Here is a 25,186-nt window from a genome sequence, read left to right on the forward strand (position 1 = left end):
CGCAGGAGTTACAAAATGAGCTTTCGTATCGCACTTAGTGGTTTAAACGCAGCGCAATCGCATTTGGATGTGACCGCGCACAATATTGCCAACGTGAATACAACCGGCTTTAAGGGTTCGCGCGCGGCCTTTGCCGACGTGTATGCCACGGCCAATAATGATGTGACCAAAACCACGCCCGGCGCCGGTGCACGTTTGGCCACCATTACCCAGCAGTTCTCCCAGGGTAACGTCGATTTTACCGACAATAACTTAGACCTTGCGGTGAGTGGCGAGGGCTTCTTTACCATGAAGGGTTCTGGCGGGGTGACTTACACCCGCGCGGGCGCGTTTAGCGTTGATCGCGACGGCTTTGTGGTGAACAATAATCTTGAGCGCTTGCAGGTGTTTCCACCCACGGGCAACGGTGGTTTCTCAACGGGTTCTCTGAGCGATTTGCAATTAGAGGTAAATGAAAATGCGCCCAAGCAAACCGCCCGCGGAGACATTGGTGTAAACCTGCCCGCTAACGCGCCAGTGCCGTCGGTTGCGCCTTTTGACCCCACCCTGCCCGGCAGCTACAACCACGCAACATCCATGACCGTGTATGACTCACTCGGTACACAGCACACCGCGACCCTGTATTTTGTGCGCGATGCGGCGGCTAATTCCTGGAATCAGCAACTCTATGTCGACAATAACCCGGTAGGTGGCGCTAATACCCTAACGTTTAGTAATGCTGGCGTTTTACAGGTGCCCGCCAATGGTTTAGTGACTTACCCAGCATACGATCCCGGCACGGGCTCGGCCGACATGAACTTGTCGTTTAACTTTAATGCCAGTACTCAGTACGGCCAAGAGTTTGGCGTTAACAATCTTCAGCAAGACGGTTTCACCACTGGTCGCTTAACCGGAATTGAGGTGGCTTCTACTGGTGTTGTGTCTGCACGTTACACCAATGGCCAGTCTACTCAGCTGGGCAAAATAGCCATGGCCAGTTTCACTAATCCCAACGGCTTACAGCAGCAGGGTGACACCTCTTGGGCGGAGACCTTTTCGTCAGGTAGTCCACGGGTTGGCGAAGCGGGTACCTCTAATTTTGGTTTGCTGCAATCCGGCGCCCTAGAGAGCTCTAACGTAGATTTAACCGAGCAGTTGGTTGAGATGATTACGGCTCAGCGCAACTTCCAAGCCAACACCCAGATGATCTCTACCGCCGATGCGGTAACCCAAGCGATCATCAATATCCGTTAATTGAGGGCGGTTTAGACCGCCATTAATCGGGAGTTTATATGGACAGATTACTGTATATCGGCATGACAGCGGCAAAGAATACGCAGCTGGCCCAAACCACGAATGCCAATAATTTGGCGAACGTGAGCACGGCGGGTTTTCGTGGCGATTTTCAGAATGTTCTGTCTAAGCAAGTTGAAGGCCCGGGTATGGCCACCCGGTTTAACTCGGTGTATCAGGGCGAAACCTCAGATTTTTCAGTGGGCTCTATTATGGCCACTGGCCGTCAGTTGGATGTTGCTATTCGCGGCGACAAGGGCTGGTTTGTGGTTACGGCCCCTGACGGCAGCGAAGCCTATAGCCGCCGTGGTGATTTTCATATTACCAGCGACGGCATGCTGCTCAACGGCGCCGGTCAACCAGTGATGGGTGACGGCGGTCCGGTGGCGATTCCTGAACACGAGAGCTTGATGATTGGCGAAGACGGCACGGTATCAATTGTGCCGCTGGGGCAGGGTTCGGAATCACTGTCGACGGTAGATCGAATTCGCCTCGTCGATGCTGCGCCAAATCAGTTGCAGAAAGGCGAGGACGGTTTGATGCGCATGCGCGATGGTGGCACTGCGCCAACCTCAGCCGATATCCGCATCAGTTCGGGCAATTTAGAAGCATCAAATGTAAATAGCGTCGACGCCATGGTGAATATGATTTCACTGGCGCGGCAATTTGAAATGCAGGTCAAGGCCATGAGCACCGCAGAAACGGTTGCTGAAACCGGCAGCCGCTTAATGCGTATGGAATAAACAAGGGGTTATTTATGAATTCATCATTATGGGTCGCTAAAACGGGTCTCGATGCCCAACAAACCCGGATGCAAGTAACCAGTAACAACTTGGCGAACGCCAATACTACCGGCTTTAAGCGGGATCGAGCGTCTTTTGAAGACTTGCTCTACCAAAATATGCGTCAAGTGGGCGGCCAGACTTCTCAGCAAACTCGCTCACCAAGCGGTATGCATATTGGTACTGGGGTGCGCGTTGTGTCTACCGAAAAAATTCACCAGCAGGGCACCTTGAATCAGACCAATAACTCATTGGATGTTGCTATTGAAGGTAAGGGTTTTTTCCAAGTACAAATGCCTGACGGCAGTATTGCCTACACCCGCGACGGTTCTTTTCAGCTCGACGACCAGGGCCAGATTGTGACCAATACCGGTAACGTGGTTGATCCGGGTATGACCGTACCCCAGGGCACTTTAAGCATCACCATTGGTTCCGATGGCGTAGTCAGCGCGGTATTGGCTGGTGGCGCTGCGCCAGTGCAGGTGGGTAGCTTTCAGCTCGCCGACTTTGTGAATCCATCGGGCCTGCAAGCCCGCGGCGAAAACTTGTATATGGAGTCGGCTTCTAGCGGCTCGCCACAAACCGGCACGCCGGGTTTGAGCGGGCTGGGCAGTATTCAGCAAGGCGCCCTTGAAGGTTCTAACGTCAACGTAGTGGAAGAACTGGTGAATATGATCGAAACCCAGCGCGCCTACGAGATGAACTCCAAGGCCATCGCCACCAGCGACCAGATGATGCAGTACGTGAATAATAATCTTTAATTCACGATTTAGAGCAGGATAGTGCTTATGAATATTCAACAGACACAAGGTCGTCATCGTTTGGGTACTGCCATTGCGGTATTGATGGTGGCATTGCTGTCGGCGTGTTCATCGGCGCCTGCCAAAGACAGCTCTGCTGATTACGAATCGGCAGCGCCCTCGGTGGCGCCAGACGATGACCAAAATTTGGGTTCTATTTACCGCTCAGGTTACGGCATGACCTTATTTGTTGACCGTCGAGCCCGTCAGGTTGGCGATATTATTACCGTCACCTTAGAAGAGAAAACCGACGCCAGTAAGTCATCCAGCACTGCCACCGGCAAAGAGAGCAATATCTCAGTGCCAACCGTGACCTTGTTTGGTCGCGGCGTAACGAGTGATGGCGTGCCGATATTAACCACTGGGGTGTCGTCGGATCAGGACTTTTCAGGCAAGGGCAGTAGTACTCAGAGCAATAGCTTAACCGGCAGTATTACCGTCACCGTGTCAGAAGTACTGCGCAACGGCAGTTTGCGGGTGCGGGGCGAGAAGTGGGTCACCATCAATCAAGGTGAAGAGTTTATTCGCATAAAAGGCATTATCCGTCCCGAAGACATCGGCGCAGATAATGCCATACCGTCTTACAAGGTCGCCGATGCGCGCATTACCTATAGCGGCAAAGGTGCGTTGGCCGACGCAAATTCCATGGGTTGGCTGGGACGTTTGTTCCAGTCTGTGTTGTCACCCTTTTGAGGACGGCTGCAATGTCAGTATTTAAATCAAATTCATGCTTGCGCAAAATCGCCGCTGTTTGCAGCATTGCGCTGTTCGCTATCGCGCCGCTGGCCCAAGCTGAGCGCGTAAAAGACCTTGTTAACGTCGCTGGTGTACGTGACAACCAATTGGTCGGCTATGGCTTGGTGGTTGGCCTAAGTGGCACGGGTGATCAAACCAGCCAGGCGCAATTCACCATTCAAAGTATTCGCAATATGCTCACCGGCTTTGGTGTGCGTATTCCCGACAATGTGAATCCCCAACTTAAGAACGTGGCGGCGGTTACCGTGCACGCCAGTTTGCCGGCGTTTGCCAAACCGGGCCAAACCTTGGATGTCACCGTATCGTCCATTGGTAATTCCGCCAGTCTGCGCGGTGGTAGTTTGTTGATGGCGCCGATGATGGGCGCAGACGGTCAAGTGTACGCAGTGGCACAAGGCAGTTTACTGGTTGGCGGTTTGGGCGTATCGGGCAGCGATGGCTCTAGAGTCACGGTGAATATTCCCAGTGCAGGCCGCATACCAAACGGCGCGATTATCGAGCGGGCGGCGCCGAGCGCGATGTCATCTAACGGTGAAATTATGCTGAATTTAAAGAAAGCTGATTTCACCACCGCTCACCGCTTGGTAGAAGAAATTAACGCTAAATTTGGTGCCGGCACCGCCAGTGCCATGGATTCCGCCACTGTTAAAGTACTCGGCCCTAGCAATGCCGACCGCAGTGTTACCTTTATTTCGATGTTGGAGACCTTGGAAATTACGCCCGCCGAGACGATTGCGAGGGTGGTGGTTAACTCCCGCACGGGCACCATTGTTATTGGTGGCAATGTGCGGGTTATGCCTGCGGCGGTGACTCACGGATCGTTAACAGTATCGATTACCGAGCGGGTTGATATTAGCCAGCCCGGCGCCTTTAGTGGCGGTCAAACCGTGGCGGCGCAAGAGTCGAGTATCGACGTGCAGGAAACTGGCTCGAGAATGTTTTTACTGGATGCCGGGGTGACCCTAGAAGAAATTGTTAAAGCCATTAATAAAGTGGGTGCGGCGCCCAGCGACTTGGTGGCCATTCTTGAAGCCCTAGACCAAGCCGGTGCCTTGCGCGCCGAGCTGTTAGTGATTTAAAGGAAGCACGGCAATGGACGTTAAAGCCAGTAGCAATTACCACGACTTTTCAGGTTTGGCCTCCTTGCGTAAAGACGCCACCGAAAATGCCGAAGAGGCGATTGCCCCTGTTGCCAAGCAATTTGAAGCGCTGTTTTTGCAAATGATGTTAAAAAGCATGCGCGCTGGTGTGCCTGAGGGCGGCTTGTTCTCTGATGAAAGCACCAAAATGTATGAAGAAATGCTCGACAGCCAGTTGTCGGTCACCCTTGCTGAGCAGGGCGGGATTGGCATGGCCGACTCAATTTCGGCGCAGTTACGGGGGCCGACTGCCGCTACTAACGCAAAGAGCGCAGATAGTGGCGGGTCGGGTATGAGTGGCGAGGGCGCAGCCTTGCGCAGCAAGCTGCAACAGCTTAGCAAGCAAAGCCACAATAGCAGTATTCAAGATTTCAGTTTGTCTGCCGATAAACTGTAAATGAATTAAGGGGTAACACATGGGTGACATGCTAGGTAATGCCCTGTCGGCACTGGTGTCGTATCAGCGCGCGCTGGCCACCACCAGTCACAATATTGCCAATGCTGACACTGAGGGTTATAGCCGTCAGCGGGTTGATTTTGCCACGCGAGTACCGCAACAGCTGGGTAACACCACGATTGGTTCCGGGGTAAAAGTGTCCTCGGTAAGCCGGGTATACGATAATTTCACCGCAGGCCAGTTACGCAGTGCGCAGGCGGCGTTCTCGGCGGTGAATAATAGCTATCAGCTGGCTTCGCAATTAGATAACGCTTTGGCCGATCCCAATTTGGGTTTGGGCGCGTCCTTGTCGCGCTATTACAACAGTATTCAAGGCGTGGCCGACGACCCATCCTCTATCTCATCTCGGCAACTGATGTTGGCCGAGGCCCAGGGCCTCGGCGACCGCTTCGCTGATTTGTCGGCCCAGCTCGACAGCCTTGGTCGCGAAGTGAATGTGCGTATTAGTACCTCAGTAAGCGATATCAATGATTTGGCCACTCAAATTGCCGATATTAATTTGCTCATCAGCGAATCCAGAGGCAAGTTCGGCACTACCCCAAATGATTTGTTAGACCAGCGGGATCAGGCGCTGTTGTCACTCAATGAATTAATTGGCATTAAATCGGTTGAGCAAAACGACGGCACGGTAAGTGTGTTTGTTGGCAATGGCGAAGCACTGGTACTAGGTGAGCGCACCATAAAAATGAATGCGGTGTCGAATGTCTTTGAACCCGGCCGAATTGAAGTCGCCATGGACATGGGTGGTGGTCAGGCGGTGATTAGCAGCAGTCTCAGTGGCGGCAGTTTGGGCGGCAGTTTGAACTTCCGTGACGGCCTGCTGAATGAAACTCGCAATGAACTGGGTCGTATTAGCTTGGCAGTAGCCAGCTCCATGAACGAGCAAAACCGCGCGGGTATTGATTTACGGGGTAACCAGGGCGGCGATCTGTTCTCGGTGCCGGATCCGGTCGTACATCGCAGCCTAAACAATACCAGCGCCACGCAAATGACGGCGCAAATCTCCGACCTGTCCCAGGTGACTGGCAATAATGTATTAATGCGTTTTAACGGCACAAACTGGTCGTTTTTTGATGAGGCCAATGGCGCGCAGCTTAGCAGTGTAACGGGCACTGGCAGTGTCGCTGACCCATTTGAATATAAAGGCGTGCAATTTAGCTTAAATGGTCCCGCGGCGGCGGGTGACCAATTTGTATTGCGGCCCACTGAGGGCGCTGCCGCCGGATTAAAACTTGCGCTAACCGACCCTGCTGCCATCGCGGCGGCGGCTGCCACCCGCAGTTTAAGCGGTAGCAATAATATTGGTTCAGGCAGTATTAGTCAGACCAATATCGTTGACAGTGGCAATCCCAATTTGTTGGATAATGTTGATATTGAATTTTTGACGGCCACCACGTATCAAATTAATGGCAGCGGTAGCTTTAGTTATACGCCGGGCGCTGAGCTGAATATTAACGGCAATCAATTTGTGCTTAATGGCAGCCCCGTTGCGGGCGACCAATTTTTTATCGGTGCCAATACCAATGCCGTGGGCGACAACCGCAATATTCTAAAACTGGCGGGTGCTGAAAACCTCAAGCTTCTTAATGGCGGCACGGTTAGTGTACAAGACGCAGTTAATGGTTTGGTTGGCGATATCGCAGTGGCTACGCGTAGTGCGCAGATTAATAAGCAATCCCAAGAAAACTTGCTGAGTCAAACCCGAGCGCGCTACGAGAGTGTGTCAGGGGTGAATTTAGACGAAGAGGCCGCCAACCTCCTTAAATTTCAGCAGGCCTATCAAGCCGCTGCTCAGGCCACCAGCATTGCCAATGATTTATTTCAGAACCTGATGAGTGCGTTTCGTTAAATAAGGCGCTAATGCCTCACTAAATGAGGCCAGACGCAGTGTAGCGGATATGACACAGAGAGTAGACGTATGAGAATCTCCACCAGTCAGCTATATGCCAATGGGGTTAATAGCATGTTGAGCCAGCAGGCCAAACTGTCTAAAACCCAGTTGCAGGTTGCCACCGGCCAAAAAATTCTCACCCCCTCCGACGACCCCGTTGGTAGCGTGCGCAGTCTTGAGTTGACCCGGGCCAAAGAAAAAACCGAACAATACGAGCGCAATGGCAACCTCCTCGACAGTAGGCTGCGTTTAGAAGAGAGTATTGTGAGTAATAGTGTCGACGTTTTGCAGCGGGTGCGGGAGTTGTCGGTGCAAGCCAATAACGCCACTCAGAGCAATGAGTCGCGTCAGTCCATTGCCTTTGAACTGCGTCAACAGCTCGATAATTTACTCAGCTATGCCAACACTAAAGACAGCAGCGGTCATTTTATCTTCGCCGGCTACCAAGAGGGTAGTTCACCCTTTTCCAAAACGGCGGGAGGTTATGTGTATAACGGCGACGATGGTCAGCGTCAATTGCAAGTTGGCCCCGCGCGCAGTCTGCCAGATGGCGACCCCGGCTCAGAAGTGTTTATGAATATCCTTAATGGCAATGGCAAATTTCAAACCGGAAGTAACCCTGCCAATACAGGGAGCGCAGTGATTGACGCTGGTAGCGTCACCGACCTGGGGCAGTTTAATCGCGAAACCTTTACCGTTCGTTTTACCAGCTCAAGTCAATACGAGGTGCTTAATGCTGGCGGCGCCGTGGTCAGCAGTGCGGCCTACCAAGATGGTGGTGATATTAGCGTAGGCGGGATGTCGGTTAAAATTAAAGGACCTGCGGCTGCCGGTGACGAATTCACCATCGCGCCCGCCCAGCGCCAAGATTTGTTTTCCATGGTCGAGGCGCTGGCAGTCTCTCTAGAAACACCGCGCAATAGCAATAGTGGTCGCGCCTTGCAAAACAGTGAAATTAATACCGCGATTAGCAATATCGATCAGGCGATGGATCACTTGATTAACAAGCAAACCGGCATAGGCTCGCGCCTGCAGTCACTCGAGCGGCAAACCGATATTAATGCTGGCGCCAGCCTGCAAATCGCCGAGAATCTAAGCTTAGTGAATGACCTAGACTATGCGGAAGCTATTTCACGCTTCAGCCAGCAGCAAGCGGCATTGCAGGCCGCCCAGCAAGCGTTTAGTAAGGTACAGGGCTTGTCCTTGTTTAATTACTTGTAGAGGCTAACGGTCAGCATCCCGGTCGAGATGTTTGAAGGACGACGCTAAGTAGGGTCTGGCCAATACTGCTTTTGGAATTATATCTGCGTTCGCTAGCATTAATACGTAAGTGACAGGTCTGCCCCTGCTGAGATGGACCCTTGCCTTCGCAGGGGTGACCGGTTTCGTTGTGGCTGCCTAGGCGAGAATTCGTCGCAATGGGCGTGACCTTCACTCTGTTACTTGACTGGACCCCAGCTTTCGCAGGGTGACCGGTTTTGTTGTGGCTGCCTAGGCGAGAATTCGTCGCAATGGGCGCGACCTTCACTCTGTTACTTGACTGGGCTCCAGCTTTTGCAGGGGTGACCGGTTTAGTCGTGGCTGTCTGGGAGCGGCTTTCACGCTGTTGTTTGAATATACTGCTTAGTAGCGCTTTTCCTCCTATATCGCAAGTTGGCCCTGTTGTTGCAATTACTCCCGGTAACGACGAAATTTTGGCGCTTTTGCGCGCTGAGAAATCCATCTTAAAGAGAGTGGGTATGGCAGCAGCGACACAAACTATTGCAAGGAATGGCTGGCTGGAGAAAGTTGCCAGTAGTGGCGTTGGCGTGCTCGTCATGCTTATTGCGTGCCTCGGGATGCTGGTTATCCCAATGCCGCCATTTCTGCTCGATTTACTGTTTACCTTCAATATTGCCCTGTCGCTCGTCATTATTCTGGCGGTGATTTACGTCGAACGGCCCATTGATTTTTCGGTATTCCCGACGGTATTGCTGCTCGCGACCTTGTTGCGCTTGTCACTGAATGTCGCCTCAACTCGAGTGGTATTGCTCGAAGGCCACACTGGTCCCGGCGCGGCGGGTAAAGTAATTGAGTCCTTTGGTGAATTTGTTATTGGCGGCAATTATGTTGTCGGTATTGTCGTTTTCATTATCTTGGTTGTTATTAATTTTGTGGTGGTCACCAAGGGCGCGGGCCGTGTGTCAGAAGTCACCGCCAGATTTACCCTAGACGCGATGCCCGGTAAGCAAATGGCTATCGACTCGGATTTAAATGCGGGGCTATTAAATCAGGAAGAGGCTAGTCGGCGTCGGGAAGAAGTGCGCACTGAAGCGGATTTCTACGGCTCTATGGACGGTGCCAGCAAGTTTGTGCGCGGCGACGCCGTTGCTGGCATTATGATTCTGTTCATCAATGTTATCGGTGGCCTGGGTGTGGGCATGAGCCAGCATGGTCTGAGCTTTGATCAGGCCATGCATAATTATACCTTGTTGACGATTGGTGACGGTTTGGTGGCGCAGCTACCGTCCTTGCTGCTGTCGACCGCCGTGGCGATTATTGTTACTCGTATTTCGCGTCCCCAGAATATGGGCGAGCAGATGGCTAGCCAGATGTTTGCCAATCCCAATGTCTTGTATTTGTCGGCGACCTTAATGGCCTTAATTGGCGTTATTCCCGGTATGCCTAATTTGGTGTTTTTAATGCTCGCTGCAGCTTGTGGTGGCAGCGGCTGGTGGCTGCAAAATAAGAAGAAAAATGCCCAGGAATTTGTAGCCGACGAGGAGTCGGGTGAAGACGTGGCAGCGGCGCCCCGCGAACCCAGCGAATTGAGCTGGGATGAAGTGACGCATATGGACGTGGTGAGCCTGGAAGTGGGCTATCGCCTAATTCCCTTGGTAGACCGCAATCAAGGCGGGGAATTAATCGGCCGGATTACTGGGGTACGTAAAAAACTCTCTAAGGATTTGGGCTTTCTGATTCAACCGGTTCACATCCGCGATAATTTGGAGCTGTCACCAGGAAGTTACCGCATTCAGCTATTGGGCGACACCATTGCCCAGGGCGATATTCAGGTTGGCAAAGACTTGGCAATTAATCCCGGCGGCGCTCAGCCCGGCTTACGGGGCGCGACCACGAAAGACCCGGCCTTTGGTATGGAGGCAATTTGGATTGACTCTAGTCAGCGCGATCAGGCGCAAACCATGGGTTATACGGTGGTTGATCCCTGTACGGTTATCGCTACTCATCTCAGTCAAGTGATTAAACAGCACGCGCACGAATTATTGGGGCATGAAGAGGTGCAACAGCTCTTAGATAGATTAGCCAAAACGGATCCTCGCTTGGTAGAGAATGTAGTGCCCAAACAATTGCCGCTCAGTATTGTGGTTAGGGTTCTGCAGAACTTGCTAAAAGAGGGGGTTTCGATCCGCAGTATACGAATGATCGCCGAAAGTTTGGCGGAGCAGGCACCGCGTAGCAAGAACCCTGACGAATTATTGGAGGGTGTTCGAGTGGCTTTGGGGCGAATGATTGTTCAAGAAATCAATGGCTTAGATGATGAATTGCCGGTTTCTGCGCTGGATGCTGATCTGGAACAGTTGTTGCAAGATATGCTCAGAGGCAGTTCTGGTGCGGTTGGTTTGGAGCCCGGTATTGCGGAGCGATTACAAAATGAATTGGCCGATTTCAGCCATCGTCAGGAGTTATCAGGTCAGCCTGCGGTAGTGCTGGTGTCACCGTCGATACGGGCTTGGTTATCGCGCTTTACCCGGCGTAGTGTTCCTGGCTTATCGGTGTTGTCGTATAACGAGGTACCAGATAGCAAGCAGGTGCGTTTGCTGTCTACCATTGGGCAACAGGCGCGCTTAGCGTAAAACGCGGCTTGTAGGAGAATGAGTATGCAAGTAAAGAAATATCGTGCTGCCGACAGCCAGCAAGCCATGCGCTTAGTGCGAGCTGCCCACGGCCCAGATGCGGTTATTCTGGATTTTCATACTATAGATGGCGGGGTCGAGGTGGTTGTAAGCCTTGATGACAGCAGCGATTCTATGATGGCGCCGTCGCAAAATATGCCGACTGAAACTGCCGCGCAGCAGATGGCCAGACAAATTACCCAACAGTTTGCACCGGCGCAGGCCCCAGCGCCACGCCGAGAGCGCACGGCGCTCGATGCCTTATTTGATCGCCAAAAGAAGGCGACAGCATCGGCCGAGCTGCCGATGGCTGAACGCCAAAATCTTGGCGTGAGTGCACCCCAGCATCACCAAAGTGAGACCACTGCGCCGCAAGCGAGTCAGAGTCCCCAGCTGGCGTGGTCGCAAAAAGATGAATTACTTACCCTTAAACAAGAATTGTCGTCGATGAAATCCATGCTGATGGATCAGCTCAAGGGTCACAATTGGCAGCAAGCCAGTTATAAGGCGCCAGAGCAGCGTGAGTTGAACACTTATTTGGCCAGTTTGGATTTAGACCCCAGCTTAGGGCGTCGCTTATGCGCAGAGATACCGGGGGACGAGAGCGATGCGCTACAGCGTGAAATTCTCAAAATGCTGCTAATCAAACAGCTGCCAACCATGACGCCAGCCAGCGCCGGTGCAGTGTGCCTGGTAGGCCCCCAAGGCGCAGGTAAAACCACAACCATCGCTAAAATAGCCGCCCAGCACGTCTTAACTCATGGTCGCGACGGCATTGCGATATTGACGACGGATGTCGCTAGAGTGGGCGCCCAGGAGCAGCTTCGAGCCTATGGTCGTATTTTGCAAATTCCAGTGCATACGGCAGTCGACCTCGAAGAGGCGGTTAAAACCTATCGCATTTTGCGCAAGAAAAAATTGGTTTTGATCGATACCGCCGGCATGTCCTTTCGCGACAGCCGAGGTATAAATGAATTGCAGCAATTGACTGGGGCTATGCAAGATGTGCAAGTGTTTGTCACCGTGCCAGCCGACGCAGAGGCCTATGTGCAAAGCGAGATAATTGATGCCTATGCGCCACTGGCACCACTGGGCGCAATTGTGACGCGCATCGATGAGGCTATGCGCTTGGGGGGGGTGATTTCAAACTTGATTCAACATCGCCTGCCGGTGGCGTGGTGTGCCAATGGCCCCAAAGTTCCACAAAATCTGTCTGCGGCGGATGGTGCTAAACTTGTGAACATGGCGGTGCGCATGGCGCGGGCCTTTGAGCTAAAGCGCGGGCCAGAAATTGAGCATCAACCTGCGCTCGCTGAGGCTGCTCAGCAAAACGCAAATATTGCGCCAATGGCTGTGCGGGGTGGTTTGAGTTTACGGGTGTAACGGCGCCCGACAGATGTGCTTGGAAATTCAGGTTTAGTGCGGGCTTATGCGTAGAGTATTTTTGCCGGTACGGGCCTAAAATAAGCTGCGATGTTGTTTACGGGAGAATGATAATTAGATGAGCGCAGTAAAAGTAATAGCGGTAAGCAGTGGTAAGGGTGGGGTGGGTAAAACCAATGTTTCGGTTAATCTAGCCTGTCAATTAGCGCGTCGTGGCCGCCGTGTACTGTTGATGGACGCAGACCTAGGTTTGGCAAACGTCGATATCATGCTGGGTTTGCGTCCGAAATGGAATTTGTCTCATGTGTTGGATGGCCAATGTGCAATTCAAGATATTCTCGTTCCAGGACCAGTGGGTATTACGATTATTCCGGCTGCGTCGGGAGTCAAGAAAATGGCAGATTTGGGTACCGACCAACACGCCGCCATTGTTCGTTCGCTCAGTGAATTAAAGGACGATTACGACGTATTAATCGTCGATACTGCCGCTGGTATTTCCGATAGCGTAGTGACTTTTTGTCGCGCCAGCCAATATGTCATGGTGGTTGTTACTGATGAGCTAACGTCCATGGCCGACGCCTACGCGCTGATTAAAGTTATGAATCGTGACGCGGGTATTCGGCGGTTTAAAGTATTGCGCAATATGGTGGACAGTCATGATCAAGCCCGCGATGGCTTTGAGCGACTTAACGAAGTGGCACGGCGTTTTTTAGACGTTAGTCTAGAGTTTGCCGGGTTTATTCCTCGCGACCCCTATTTAATAAAGGCCGACTCACGGCAACAGGCCGTGAGTGACTTGTATCCTGGTGCTGAATCTTCACTCGCCTTTCGCAAGTTGGCGGAGACCGTCGATAAGTGGGAGGGGCCCGCCGGACCGAGTGGCAATATTGAATTTTTTGTTGACCGAATGTTTGGTAATGCAAGTACTGCAGAGTCTACGGCGGGAGTGCCAATGTGAACGGTCACGCCGCTTACCTCGATGTTCAAAACGGCAGTCGCGAAGACCTCGTTAGCCGACATGCGCCTTTGGTAAAGCGGATTGCCTATCATTTGGTTAGCCGTCTGCCCGCCAGTGTTGAGGTAGACGATTTGATTCAGGCCGGGATGATCGGTTTACTCGAGGCGGGTAGCCACTATCAGGCCGATAAAGGCGCGAGTTTCGAAACCTACGCCAGTATTCGTATTCGCGGTGCCATGATTGACCAAATGCGCCAGAGCGGCTGGGCGCCGCGCTCAGTAACTCGCCAGTTGCGCGAAATGACCGAGGCGGTGCGCCGCACCGAGGCTCGTCTAGGGCGCGAAGCGGGAAGCGCAGATATTGCTGCAGAAATGGGGGTTTCCCTCAATGAATACCATGAACTGTTACGCGATACCAGCTCAGTACGCTTATTTAGTTTGGAGCAAGTTGGCGAAGGCGAGCAGGAACCCGCTGACATCGGCGGCGGTGACGATCGCTACGCCCCACTAGAAAATGTATTAGAAGATGATTTTCAGAAGGCCCTCGCGACCCATATTAATAGCCTGCCCGAGCGCGAAAAGCTGGTCATGGCGCTGTATTACGACAGTGGTTTAAACCTCAAAGAAGTCGGTGAGGTTATGGACGTTAGCGAGTCACGGGTATGTCAGATTCATAGCCAAGCGATAGTGCGCTTAAAAAGTCGACTTACCGACTGGACGGCAAGCTAGCCTTGCGGAGTGAATATTATGGATACGAATCATCAGTTTTCCGCTTTAATTGGTAATTGGTTTGGTAGCTTGGGCGAGGCGTCGCTGCTCGGCTTGCTGCTGAGTGTCGTCGGTGTGGGTTTATTATTATTTGCACTGAAATCTCGGCGAACCAGCACCGAAGACGGCCCGCAAGCGCCGACGGCGGATGATAAAATTGCCCAGCTTGAGAAAAAAATTGAGTTTCAAAACTCTGCGATGAGCCTATTGGGTGAGCGCGTTACCGCGCTAGAGGAATACCTGGAAATGATCGGCTCTCGTCAACAGCGTCAAGATGCTGACAAAAAAGATGTACGCTTTTACCAGCAGGCCATTGGCCTTGCGGATACAGGCCTTAGCGCCCAAGAACTTGCTCAGCGCTGCGGTATTTCTGCGTCAGAAGCGGATTTGATTACGATGCTGTATCAGAAGGCGCATTGAGTTTGTGAGTCGGACGTCTGGCGTCGGAAGTCTGACGCTAAAAAGGCAATTCACTTCCATCATACTTCAATTTTTTGACTTTCGTCCGACGTCAGACGCCGGACATCCGACCCGCTTTTAAGCGGCTTTTGCTTGCTCCACTGCCTGACTCGCTGCACTTAGCACTGCCTGCAATGACGCGGTAACCACATCGCGGTGCATGGCGACGCCAATGTAGCGCTGATTATTGATCGACAGATGTACATAGGCTACAGCCTGAGAGGCGGTGCCGGTGTCTAGTGCGTGTTCGCGGTAGTCGAGCACTTCTACTTTGTCGCCAAATTCCTGCTGCCAGGCGTTGACCAGCGCGCTGATCGCGCCATCGCCGTGGCCTTGTAATGCGATTTCTTTGCCTTGGTATTTAAAGCTCAGGCTCAATTGATCTTGGCCGTGGTTTTCGGCATTGTTTTGGCTAATGGCGAAATGACTTAATTCGGTGTCGCGCGCTGTTTGCAGATAGTGTTCGTCGAACAGTTCCCATATTTGCTTGGCGCTAACTTCACCGGCAATTTCCTCGGCCTTAGCCTGTACTGCCCGACTGGCGTCGATTTGCAGCCAGCGCGGTAGTTGCAGTCCATAGTCGTTTTCCAGTACCCAGCTCACGCCGCCTTTACCTGATTGACTGTTAATGCGAATCACGGCTTCGTAGCTGCGCCCAAGGTCAGCGGGGTCTATTGGTAAATACGCGACTTGCCAGGGTTCGTTTTCGCTCTGCTTGCCTAGGCACTTGCGAATGGCATCTTGATGGCTACCTGAAAACGCAGTAAATACCAGCTCACCGGCATAGGGGTGGCGAGGGTGCAGGGGTATCGTTGTACAGTGCTCAACAACGGCAATGATCTCGTCCATGTCGGCTAAGTTCAGTTTTGGGTCTACGCCTTGGCTGTAAAGGTTCATGGCCATGGTGACAATATCCATATTGCCGGTGCGCTCGCCATTACCCAGTAGGGTGCCTTCAACTCGGTCGGCACCGGCCATGACCGCAAGCTCGCCGGCAGCAACGCCACAGCCGCGATCATTGTGGGTGTGAACCGACACGGTAATGTCTTTGCGATACTGCGTGTGGCGGCAAAACCATTCCACTTGGTCGGCAAATACGTTGGGGCTGGCGCACTCGACGGTGGCGGGCAGATTAATAATGATTGGCGCGCCGGTGTCACGCCACTCGGCGATAACCGCGTCACTGATTTCAACCGCAAAATCGACTTCGGTGCTGCTGAAGCTTTCTGGCGAGTATTGAAACGACCACTTTGTTTCGGGATTGCGCGCTGCATATTCTTTTACCCAGCGCGCGCCTTGTACGGCAATCGCCGTTATCCCGTCGCGTTCCAAGCCAAATACCCGCTCGCGCTGCACCGGGCTGGTGGAATTGTAAACGTGAATAATGGCTTGCTTTGCGCCTTTAAGAGCCTCGTAGCTGCGGGCGATTAATTCTTCCCTTGCCTGGGTTAAGACTTGAACCGTGACATTATCCGGAATGCGATCACCGTCAATTAGGGCGCGAACAAAGTCAAAATCGGGCTGAGAGGCGGCGGGAAAACCCACTTCAATTTGGGTGAAGCCGAGTTTGACCAGCAAATCCCACATCCGCAATTTTTGCTGTACCGTCATGGGTTCAACCAAGGCCTGGTTACCGTCACGAAGGTCCACAGAGCACCACTGGGGCGCTTGGCTGATGGTGTTGTTGGGCCACTGGCGGTCAGTCATGACAATTGCCGGTGTCGCGCGGTATTTGCGGTGGTTAAAGTCGGCCATGATGGATCTCTATTCCTTTAAGTAAGCGCGTGCGAAGATTTGGCTGCGAATGTTTTGGTATTGAAGCCCGGCGAGGCCGGGCGTTTTCATTCACTCTTGTGGTGTAAGAGCTTGGTCGCGTGTTCAGTTTGCGGGGTGTTGCAAGCTGGCTGGCGATAACTGTGAAGGGGTAACTTCACGGTTCCCAGTATAGAGATAGCGGCGCAGCAGGTGATTGCGAACTTAGTGTTAAAAAGACGTTTAATGTGCTAATAATTGCTGAGTTTTAATTTTTATTGGCATATTATGCTCATAAATACGGATGTGGTGATTTTATTGTGAAGTTAGACGCCTATGATAAGCGGATTTTAGAAGCCCTACAGGCCGATGGCCGACTCAGCAACCAAGAGCTAGCAGATCGCATTGGTTTGTCGCCGTCACCCTGTTTGCGACGGGTGCGTAGGCTAGAGGAGAGCGGGGTGCTGGCCGGTTATCGGGCCCTGCTCAATGCGCGAGCGCTCGGTCTGAATCTCATGGCGTTTATTCATATCAGTATGGACAGGCACACCCCTGAACGGTTTGAAAATTTTGAGCGCCATGTGGCCGCGTGTGCCGAGGTTTTAGAGTGCCATTTAATCACTGGCCAGGCGGCCGATTACCTGCTCAAAGTCATTGTGGCGGATATGGATGGCTTTCAGGCCTTGCTATTAAATAAGATTACTCGAATTGATGGTGTCACCGGCGTACACTCCAGTTTTGTTATGAAGTCGCCAGTGAGTAAGACTGCCTTACCCTTGCTGTAATGACGATTAACTCCGCCTGGGGCCTGTTTGCTGGCTATATAAGATAAGGCTGAAGGCGGCGCTGGGGTTGAACATACTGTTTGATTAATTCTAAGGAGCACAGAAATGGAACGAATTTTTGCAGCAAATCTTGATGAGATCGAAGAGGGCGCCTTCTTAAACAAAACCTTGGGCGGCGCCAAAGTATTGTTAACCAAAGTGAATGGCCAGATCTGCGCGGTAGAAAACCGCTGTCCACACCTTGGCTTGCCCTTGGGCAAAGGTAAAATTTGCGATGGCGCGGTGACCTGTCCGTTTCATGGTTCTAGCTTTAATTTACTAACAGGCGAAAATATCGACTGGACAAATGCCTTCATCGGCATGCCCATGCCGGGCTGGACGCATAAGTTAATCGCCCTTGGTAAAGCCCCAAAAGCCCTCAATACCTTTAAAGTAGAGTGCGAAGGCGAACAAGTTTTTGTGAATGTGTGAATTTCTTTAAGCGTGTAATTAAGGTCCTTCATGGCAGTAGAAATTGAAGTAGTCACCATCGCCCATGCGATTCAACAATCGGTTGCCCCGGTTTTTTTACTCGCGGGTATCGGCGGTATTCTCAATGTACTCACTAATCGTTTAGCGCGAATTATTGATCGCAGCCGTTCTTTGCATCATCGCCTGGAGTCACTTAGCGTTGAGCGCGGTGTGGCGGTGAACGAAGAATTAGCCATGCTAACGCGGCGCGCTCGCGTGGTACATCGCTCTATTGGCTTTAGTACCACCAGTGCTTTGTTGGTTTGTGTGGTCATTGCCATGTTGTTTATTAGCGCGGTAATGGAGTGGAATAGCAGCTTGGTGGTTGCGGCGCTATTCGTGTTTGCCATGGTATTTTTGATATTTGCGTTAACGGGATTTTTGCGCGAAATTCAGTTGGCAACACGGATTATGCTTAACGGGCCGTAAAGGGTAATACACCATGGTGTTTTAGGGAGGATAATCGCGGTGATTACATTATATGGATTTAAGCAAGCATTTGGCCTAGTCGATGCGAGCCCTTTTGTACTTAAGGTAGACGCCTTTTTAAGAATGGCGCAATTGCCCTATAAGCTGACATCATCAGTGGCTTATCTGCGCAAATCGCCCAAGGGCAAGTTGCCGTTTATTGAAGACGGCAATGCAAAAATTGGAGATTCGAGTTTTATCTTCGAGTACTTAAATCAAAAGCCTGAAGTGACCCTGAATGACTGGCTTAGCGCCGAGCAGCGCGCACAAGCCTACCTTATTGGCAAGTCGCTAGACGAAAACTTCTATTGGTGCTTGCTGTATTCCCGCTGGATATGTGACGACAATTGGCCGAAAACACGGCAAGTATTTTTTGGCCATTTGCCCTTTCCATTCAGCTCGATTGTACCGTTTGCGGTGCGCCGGGCAACGCGTTCAGCGCTTTATAAACAGGGTATGGGTAGGCACAGCGCCGCAGAAATTGAACATATTTTTAATCGTTCACTTGCAAGCTTATCGACCCTCTTAGGCGATAAGCGTTATATAATGGGCGAGCGGGTCTGCGAGCTCGATGCCACGGTATTTGGGATGCTAGCGCAGTTTATCTTGGCTGATGTTGATAGCCGCTTTAATACCATTGCACGTGGTTACCCTAATTTGCAGCGCTACTGCGACAACTTTGCCCAGCGCTATTATGGCGCTGCGGCGTAATCGCTTTTGTAAGCTCGGTTTTAAAGCCCCATCTTTGATCTAAATGTGTGCGAGCAATCTCATGAATATCGGTATCTATGTATACCCGAATGCCGAAGTATTGGATTTTGCCGGTCCCTTTGAAGTGTTTTCAACGGCCAATCGACTGGCTGAACGCAAAGACGCGATTAATGTCTTTTTAGTGAGTGAAAAGCCGGGCCTATTACTTGCAAGAGGTGGCTTGCAGATTACTCCCCATTACAGTTTTGCCGATCATCCCGATATCGATGTTTTGCTTGTTGTGGGTGGTGTTCACGACGAGGAGATGAGCAAGGCGCCGGTGTTGGCGTGGATTGCCGCCCAGTCGGCGAGTAGCAAAATTACTGCCTCGGTGTGCACCGGGGTATTTTTATTGGCGGGTGCGGGGGTGGTCACCGACCAACGAGTGACCACCCACTGGCAAGATATTGCCGATTTAAAAATGCAGTTTCCCGCCCTGCAGGTATGTGAGGGTGTGCGCTGGGTAGACTGTGGCGCGGTGGTAAGTTCGGCGGGTATTTCTGCGGGAATCGACATGAGCTTACACCTAGTGGCGCGATTGCGCAGCCTCGACCTAGCGCGGCAAACCGCAAAGCAGATGGAATTTGATTGGTCCGCAACCTAGCTAAATGACGGCCAGTCGACAAGGTTTTAAAATATCTTTTGGAGGTAAGCGTGGTAGCAAAAATAGTGGTTGTTGGCGGTGGTGCAGGTGGCTTGCCGCTGGTCACAAAATTAGGCCGCAGCTTGGGTAAACCCGGCAAAGCTGAAATTACCCTGGTCGACTGCGGCGCGAGTCATATCTGGAAGCCGCGTTTTCATGAGGTTGCCACCGGTGCAATAGACTCTGATCTCGATGCGGTGGATTATCGTGCCCACGCCTATCAAAACCATTATCACTTCGCGATGGGGCGGGTTATTGGTCTTGACCGGGAGCACAAAGAACTGATTTTAGATGAAATAGTCGGGCCGAGTGGTCGTGAGGTGCTGCCTGAACGGCGCATAAGCTACGATTATTTGGTGATCGCGGTTGGCAGTCTAGGCAATGACTTTAATACCCTTGGAGTGCGGGAACATTGTTTGTTCTTAGATACTCGCGTTCAGGCCGATCGTTTTCACGAGCGGTTTTTAAACCATTGCATGACCGCCAATTTTAATAATAGTGCTTTGTCTATCGCCATTGTCGGGGGCGGGGCGACTGGCGTTGAACTGGCCGCAGAAATTCACCATGCGGTGGCGCTGCTAAAGCTTTATGGTCATGAACAATTGGATCGCAGTCGCTTACAGGTACATGTTATTGAAGCAGGGCCGCGCATACTGCCCGCGCTCAAAGAAGAGATTGCCACCGCCGCGCAAACTGAGCTGGAAAAAATGGGGGTGAAAGTTCATACCAATACCAAGGTGAAAGCAGCGGATGCCAGCGGATTTGTTACCAGCGATGACAGCCGTATTGATGCCGATATTTTGGTGTGGGCTGCGGGTATTAAAGCGCCGGATATCCTCAGCACTTTAGAACTTGACGCTAATCGCATAAATCAATTGGTGGTAAATGAGCAGTTGCAAACTGCCGATCCGGCTGTTTTTGCGATAGGCGATTGCTGCGCCTGCGAACTCAGCCCAGGTAAAAATATTCCACCTAGAGCCCAGTCTGCTCAGCAGATGGCAATGCACATGGCCGCGAATCTAAAACGCACATTGGCCGGCCAGCCCTTGCAGGCATTTAAGTATCGCGATCACGGTTCGCTGGTGTCGCTGTCGAAGTATTCTGCGCTGGGAAATTTAATGGGGGGCGTGCGCGGCGGCAACTTCTTTATTGAGGGTTGGTTGGCGCGGATGATGTATATCAGTTTGTATCGTCTGCACCAAGCGGCCATATACGGTTGGGCGCGCACCTTAATGTTATTGTTGGCCGGTCGATTTAATCGCTTATTGCGGCCTCGGCTGAAACTGCATTGAGCAAAACCTAAGCTCAGACACGGCTGCAACTTTTCAGTATAGATTTGAAGAGTCGCAGCCGTTTTATATTATTCTCGCAGCAGTTTTGCCCGTCTTTTTGCCATTCTTCTTTCTGAATACATGTGTTTCATCATGACTCGCAGCAAACCTTTGTGGGTTGTGGGCTCGCGACCCTCCGCTAAATCGATAATTTGACGGTAGTACCATTGGGTGGCGGCGCCAAAGTTGAGCGTGCGAATTTTCTGGTTGCTACTTTTAGGGCCAAGCCAACCGGCGCCAAGCTGCAGTACAGCCTCCCAGTTTGGTAGACTGCTTTGTTCGCCCGCCAGCAGTGGCCTGATGTCTGCTTGGGAACACAGTGGCCGACCTACGCCGATAACATCGAGCGCGCCGCTGTCCAGCGATTGTTGCATGGCATCTCTACTACGAAAACCACCGGTAATGGCGAGGGGGATTTGGGTAACATTGCGAATTCCCTGAGCATATTTTAAAAAGTAGGCTTCGCGATGGCGGCTGGTGTCTGGCGCGTCTTCATCGCCTTGGTCTCCCATTAGCGCTAGCTTCTCGTAAGTCCCACCGGATACTTCTAATAAATCAATGCGCGCCTCCGAAAGCCATTGGGCGACGCGTAGGCTGTCTTCGTGGCTAAATCCGCCCTTGGAAAAATCGGCGGAGTTAAGTTTAACGGAAATGGCAAAGCGCGGACCAACTGCCGCGCGCACCGCAGCAACGGTCTCAAGAAGAAAGCGAGCGCGGTTTTCAAGTGAACCACCCCACTGGTCGTCTCGGGTATTGGCGATAGGCGATAGAAACTGGCTGATGAGGTAGCCGTGCGCTGCGTGTATTTGGACCCCGGTGAAGCCAGCGGCTTTTGCGCTAGCGGCAACATTCGCGTAGCGCTGAATGGTGTCGCGAATATCGGCCTCGGTCATGGGTTTGGGTCGGCCAAACATGCCAATCAGATCAATGCCAACGTCAGACGGCGCCAGCGGCTGGGCGGATACTTGGCGTTGGCACTGGCGACCGGGATGATTGATTTGCATCCACAGCTGATTGTTTGCCGAGGTACCGGCTGCCGCCCAATCCTGCAGGGCTGCTTCGCCGCCGTTGCCGTCGATAACCACATTGCCAGGGCGCTCAAGAAAGCGACGGTCGACCATGACATTGCCGGTGACGAGTGTGCCGGTACCGCCTTCAGCCCACCGCTTGTACAAGGCTGCGAGCCTTGGTGTAGATTGATCTTTACTATTCGCCAGGCCCTCGGTCATGGCCGATTTTAATAAGCGATTTGGGAGTATCACTCCACAGGGTAGTTCGAGCGGGTCGTTGAGTGCCGGCATAGTTTGGGTTGATCCTAATGTCGTTTTCGGTTCAATTTCGCGCGACGGAGGCGCTATTCATTGTCGTATTATCGCGATACCCTACATAGGCTCTGGCCACTATTATTGACTTACTGCGCCATTCTTTACTCATGGCGCCGCTATTTTTATATTTGAGCCAAGTGGCATTGAATTAGGGTATTTGATTTTCGCTGTTCGGTGGTCCTGACCAGCGCTTGGGCAGCTAAATTAGGTTTTGCTAAAGTGAAATAAAACAGTTTTGACGTGGAGAAGTATGCAAAGACCTGAAGGCAGCGATGTCGAATTACTTCAAGCGCGCTACGCTGCGTGCATAGACGCCATTATTGCGCGCGTAGGAAAGAACCTTGTGCTCGCTTTGCCACTGGGCTTGGGTAAACCCATCGAGCTGGTTAACGCCATTTATGCGCGTGCCTGCCAAGACACGAGTATTACGTTAACAATTTTAACGGCGCTCACCTTGGAGCGGCCCCGCGAGACGCACCCCATTAGAGGGCGATTATTAAATCCGGTATTTGATCGTCTCTACGCCAATTATACCGAACCGAGTTATGCACAAGCGGTTCGAGAAAATGCCCTGCCAGCCAATATTGCAGTTCGCGAATTTTATTTTAAACCGGGCAGTCGCCTGGGCAATGCCAGTGCCCAGCAAAATTATATTAGCTCTAATTACACCCATGCTGCGCGAGATGTGGCGGCCCAGGGTTGCAATGTGGTGATGCAGTTGGTGGCACAAGATCCACAAGACGCTCAGCGTTTGAGTATGAGCTGTAACCCAGATACCTCTGCCGACGTTGTACAGCGACTTGTCGCGCTTGGCCGAGACTTTGTGAGTGTGGCGGTGGTGCACCCCGATTTGCCGTATATGGTTGGCGACGCGGAAGTCAGTGCCGATCAATACGACTTCGTTCTCGACACCAATGCCAGTGAACACGGCTTATTTGTTATGCCGAAATTGCCGCCGGTATCGCCTAGCGATTATGCCATTGGTTTGCACGCCAGCTGCCTAATTGCCGATGGCGGTACACTGCAGCTTGGCATTGGCGCAATGAGCGATGCCATCGTACATGGTGTTCAGCTCCGTCACAGCCGGAATGACGACTATCAGGCCTTGCTGAGCCGCTTTAAGATCGATGGTCGCTGGGGTGATTTAATCGCCGCCTACGGTGGTAGCGATCCCTTTGTTGAGGGCTTGTACGGCGCTACCGAAATGTTTGTAGAGGGCTTTTGGCAACTTTTTGGCAGCGGCATTTTAAAGCGCGAGGTCTATGATTTTTGGGCTTTACAGCTATTGGTGAATGAAGGTTTTTGCCAGCCACAGGCAATTAGTGCCGATACGAATACGGCGATGGCCGACCTTGGTGTTCGGGAGTTGCGCGGCAAAGACTTTGCGGTGCTGCAATACCACGGTTATTTTAATGAGCAGTGCCAGTATTGCGACGGCTATATTATTGCCGCTGACGGTGAGTCCGTCGCGGCGAATATGGCCAATCCTGTTAGTCAGCGCTTTATGGCTGAAAAATGTTTGGGAACGGCGCTGCGCAATGGCAAGGTTCTTCACGGCGGTTTCTTTTTGGGCAGTGAGGCGTTTTATCGCGGTTTGCGTGAACTCAAGGCCGAGGCGCGTGGTAAACTGGCGATGTGTGGCGTTGAAAAAATCAATCAGCTGGATTTTAATCCACGTTTATATCAGGCGCAGCGTCGCCGCGCACGTTTCATTAATACCGGTCTAAATGTCAGTCTGCAGGGCGCTGTCGCCTCCGATACCCTCGAGTCAGGTCAGGTGGTATCTGGCGTGGGTGGTCAATATAATTTTGTGGCGATGGCCCATCAACTGAGCGACGGTCGCTCGATATTGATGATTCGTTCCACGCGAATGGAGAAGGGTAAGGCGCGCTCGAATATCGTCGACAATTTTGCCAGCTGCACTATTCCCCGCCATTTGCGGGACATTGTTATTACGGAATACGGCATTGCTGATTTGCGTTCTAAAACCGACGAAGAGGTGGTTAAAGCGCTGATTAATATTGCCGACTCGCGATTTCAGTCGGACCTACTGCGCAGTGCAAAGGCGGCGGGCAAGCTTGCTGCCGATTACCAAATACCGGCTGCTTATCGCGAAAACTCAGCTGCGCGGATTCAGCGGGATGTCGCGTGGGCGCAAAGTCGCAAGATGATGCCAAGTTACCCATTCGGCTGTGATTTTAGTGACGATGAATTACGTGCAGCAAAGGCGCTGAAAACCCTCGCAAGCCTACCATGGTGGCAAACTATACTGCTGGCGCTTAAACCAGAGCACCGCAGTGACGCGGCGCGTAAAGTATTGCTCAGCTTAGGCTTGAATACGGTTTCGGGGCTTAAGGATAGGCTGCTGCAGCGGCTTATTTCAGCCGTTATAAAGCGTGAATCTATACTTTAGTCATCTAACGAGTAAGTTTATTTGCGATGTGAGTCACAAATCTGGCGCATTTATAGTGGTTCTAGCAGTCTTTTAAATTTCACTAAGGCGATGATTTTGCTAGGTATTCTTCTCGTGATTTGGCGATCCTAAGCGGAAATACGCACTGCCAATTGCCGCAATTATTAACTATTGTACACCTTAGGATCACTACTGCTGTTGTAGGGAGTACATAGCCAAACGGTAGTAAGGTAAACATAGAAGCGAGCAAATCATGAATAAAATTTTACTTCCTAGCCTTTTATCCTGCTTATTATCTACCACGGCGCTGGCGGTAAATGCCGAGCCGGAAAATTGCTTAGACTGGGATGTGCAAAGCTTTCCTGCAAGTTCAGAACAATCGAGCTGCGCCTATTTTAATCACGATAAGGTATCGACGCGCTTTGTGGTTAGAAATAGTTGCAGTACTAAAATCAGGGGCGTATTCAGCTACTACAAAGATGATATCGCTAAAAAGTCGGTGATGAGCGTGCAGTCATTTAGCGTTGACCCGGGCCAGAGTGAAGAAGTGGCAAACCCCTGTGACATTCATAGTAATAGCGCTTATCAAGTTTCACAGGTCAGTTTTTAACTGATTTAGACGACTGAACAGCGTGTGAGCAGTGCTAAAACG

At 51.8% G+C, this 25,186-nt stretch carries 23 protein-coding genes; 21 read left to right on the top strand and 2 right to left on the bottom strand.

Features of this window, described 5'->3' with window-relative positions:
* Positions 1-15: 15 nt before the first annotated feature.
* The 13 genes from flgE (at position 16) to AZF00_RS05955 (ending at position 14,518) form a co-directional block, all read left to right on the top strand.
* A complete protein-coding gene (gene flgE / locus AZF00_RS05895) occupies positions 16-1,233 on the top strand; it encodes a flagellar hook protein FlgE (protein ID WP_008246903.1) in 1,218 nt (405 codons plus the stop codon).
* A 38-nt stretch (positions 1,234-1,271) separates the two neighbouring features.
* Positions 1,272-2,015, top strand: a complete 744-nt coding sequence (locus AZF00_RS05900) for a flagellar basal-body rod protein FlgF (protein ID WP_008246906.1) — start codon at positions 1,272-1,274, stop codon at positions 2,013-2,015.
* Positions 2,016-2,029: 14 nt separating this feature from the next.
* Positions 2,030-2,815: a flagellar basal-body rod protein FlgG gene (flgG, locus tag AZF00_RS05905; protein ID WP_008246907.1), complete on the top strand. Its 786-nt coding sequence runs from the start codon at positions 2,030-2,032 to the stop codon at positions 2,813-2,815.
* A gap of 27 nt (positions 2,816-2,842) precedes the next feature.
* Positions 2,843-3,547 (top strand): flagellar basal body L-ring protein FlgH, encoded by a 705-nt coding sequence (flgH, locus tag AZF00_RS05910; protein ID WP_008246908.1) that lies wholly within the window; start codon positions 2,843-2,845, stop codon positions 3,545-3,547.
* Between the two features lie 11 nt (positions 3,548-3,558).
* Complete coding sequence (locus tag AZF00_RS05915; RefSeq protein WP_062383340.1) at positions 3,559-4,689, top strand: flagellar basal body P-ring protein FlgI; 1,131 nt, start codon at positions 3,559-3,561, stop codon at positions 4,687-4,689.
* 13 nt (positions 4,690-4,702) lie between these two features.
* Positions 4,703-5,146 carry a rod-binding protein gene (locus tag AZF00_RS05920; RefSeq protein WP_008246912.1) on the top strand — a complete coding sequence of 148 codons (444 nt, stop codon included), beginning with the start codon at positions 4,703-4,705 and terminating at the stop codon, positions 5,144-5,146.
* Positions 5,147-5,165: 19 nt separating this feature from the next.
* The gene (gene flgK, locus AZF00_RS05925; RefSeq protein ID WP_008246914.1) at positions 5,166-7,055 is read left to right on the top strand and encodes a flagellar hook-associated protein FlgK; all 1,890 of its coding nucleotides are present in this window, start codon (positions 5,166-5,168) and stop codon (positions 7,053-7,055) included.
* A 69-nt stretch (positions 7,056-7,124) separates the two neighbouring features.
* Positions 7,125-8,318: a flagellar hook-associated protein FlgL gene (gene flgL / locus AZF00_RS05930; RefSeq protein ID WP_008246917.1), complete on the top strand. Its 1,194-nt coding sequence runs from the start codon at positions 7,125-7,127 to the stop codon at positions 8,316-8,318.
* A gap of 596 nt (positions 8,319-8,914) precedes the next feature.
* Positions 8,915-10,951: a flagellar biosynthesis protein FlhA gene (gene flhA / locus AZF00_RS05935; RefSeq protein ID WP_418112973.1), complete on the top strand. Its 2,037-nt coding sequence runs from the start codon at positions 8,915-8,917 to the stop codon at positions 10,949-10,951.
* Between the two features lie 24 nt (positions 10,952-10,975).
* Positions 10,976-12,373 (top strand): flagellar biosynthesis GTPase FlhF, encoded by a 1,398-nt coding sequence (gene flhF, locus AZF00_RS05940; protein ID WP_008246920.1) that lies wholly within the window; start codon positions 10,976-10,978, stop codon positions 12,371-12,373.
* 118 nt (positions 12,374-12,491) lie between these two features.
* Entirely contained in the window at positions 12,492-13,331 is an 840-nt protein-coding gene (locus tag AZF00_RS05945; protein ID WP_008246929.1) for a MinD/ParA family protein, read from the top strand.
* Positions 13,328-14,059, top strand: coding sequence for an RNA polymerase sigma factor FliA (locus AZF00_RS05950; RefSeq protein WP_008246931.1), 732 nt, complete (start codon positions 13,328-13,330; stop codon positions 14,057-14,059). The genes AZF00_RS05945 and AZF00_RS05950 overlap by 4 nt, the downstream gene beginning before the upstream one ends.
* 18 nt (positions 14,060-14,077) lie before the next feature.
* Positions 14,078-14,518, top strand: a complete 441-nt coding sequence (locus tag AZF00_RS05955; RefSeq protein ID WP_008246934.1) for a DUF2802 domain-containing protein — start codon at positions 14,078-14,080, stop codon at positions 14,516-14,518.
* Positions 14,519-14,635: 117 nt separating this feature from the next.
* Here the strand turns inward: AZF00_RS05955 and leuA are convergent, their stop codons facing one another.
* Positions 14,636-16,312 carry a 2-isopropylmalate synthase gene (gene leuA / locus AZF00_RS05960; RefSeq protein ID WP_008246937.1) on the bottom strand — a complete coding sequence of 559 codons (1,677 nt, stop codon included), beginning with the start codon at positions 16,310-16,312 and terminating at the stop codon, positions 14,636-14,638.
* Positions 16,313-16,629: 317 nt separating this feature from the next.
* Here leuA and AZF00_RS05965 point away from each other — a divergent pair, with 317 nt between their 5' ends.
* The 6 genes from AZF00_RS05965 to AZF00_RS05990 all read left to right on the top strand — a co-directional run bounded on the left by AZF00_RS05965 (position 16,630) and on the right by AZF00_RS05990 (position 20,757).
* The gene (locus AZF00_RS05965) at positions 16,630-17,094 is read left to right on the top strand and encodes an Lrp/AsnC family transcriptional regulator (RefSeq protein ID WP_008246939.1); all 465 of its coding nucleotides are present in this window, start codon (positions 16,630-16,632) and stop codon (positions 17,092-17,094) included.
* Between the two features lie 105 nt (positions 17,095-17,199).
* Positions 17,200-17,565: a Rieske (2Fe-2S) protein gene (locus AZF00_RS05970; RefSeq protein WP_008246949.1), complete on the top strand. Its 366-nt coding sequence runs from the start codon at positions 17,200-17,202 to the stop codon at positions 17,563-17,565.
* 30 nt (positions 17,566-17,595) lie between these two features.
* Positions 17,596-18,033 (top strand): DUF2721 domain-containing protein, encoded by a 438-nt coding sequence (locus tag AZF00_RS05975; protein WP_008246951.1) that lies wholly within the window; start codon positions 17,596-17,598, stop codon positions 18,031-18,033.
* Between the two features lie 39 nt (positions 18,034-18,072).
* Positions 18,073-18,783, top strand: a complete 711-nt coding sequence (locus AZF00_RS05980) for a glutathione S-transferase family protein (RefSeq protein ID WP_008246952.1) — start codon at positions 18,073-18,075, stop codon at positions 18,781-18,783.
* A 61-nt stretch (positions 18,784-18,844) separates the two neighbouring features.
* Positions 18,845-19,426 (top strand): DJ-1/PfpI family protein, encoded by a 582-nt coding sequence (locus AZF00_RS05985; protein ID WP_008246954.1) that lies wholly within the window; start codon positions 18,845-18,847, stop codon positions 19,424-19,426.
* Between the two features lie 50 nt (positions 19,427-19,476).
* Complete coding sequence (locus tag AZF00_RS05990) at positions 19,477-20,757, top strand: NAD(P)/FAD-dependent oxidoreductase (RefSeq protein ID WP_008246955.1); 1,281 nt, start codon at positions 19,477-19,479, stop codon at positions 20,755-20,757.
* A gap of 68 nt (positions 20,758-20,825) precedes the next feature.
* Here the strand turns inward: AZF00_RS05990 and AZF00_RS05995 are convergent, their stop codons facing one another.
* Positions 20,826-22,097 carry an NADH:flavin oxidoreductase/NADH oxidase family protein gene (locus tag AZF00_RS05995; protein ID WP_008246957.1) on the bottom strand — a complete coding sequence of 424 codons (1,272 nt, stop codon included), beginning with the start codon at positions 22,095-22,097 and terminating at the stop codon, positions 20,826-20,828.
* Between the two features lie 274 nt (positions 22,098-22,371).
* On the opposite strand from AZF00_RS05995, the gene AZF00_RS06000 reads away from it, so the two are divergent.
* Together AZF00_RS06000 and AZF00_RS06005 are read left to right on the top strand one after the other, a co-directional pair.
* Positions 22,372-24,534 (top strand): acetyl-CoA hydrolase/transferase C-terminal domain-containing protein, encoded by a 2,163-nt coding sequence (locus tag AZF00_RS06000; RefSeq protein ID WP_008246960.1) that lies wholly within the window; start codon positions 22,372-22,374, stop codon positions 24,532-24,534.
* Positions 24,535-24,787: 253 nt separating this feature from the next.
* Complete coding sequence (locus tag AZF00_RS06005; protein WP_008246962.1) at positions 24,788-25,144, top strand: hypothetical protein; 357 nt, start codon at positions 24,788-24,790, stop codon at positions 25,142-25,144.
* Positions 25,145-25,186 lie beyond the last annotated feature (42 nt).

The sequence above is a fragment of the Zhongshania aliphaticivorans genome (assembly GCF_001586255.1).
Lineage (GTDB): Bacteria > Pseudomonadota > Gammaproteobacteria > Pseudomonadales > Spongiibacteraceae > Spongiibacter > Spongiibacter aliphaticivorans.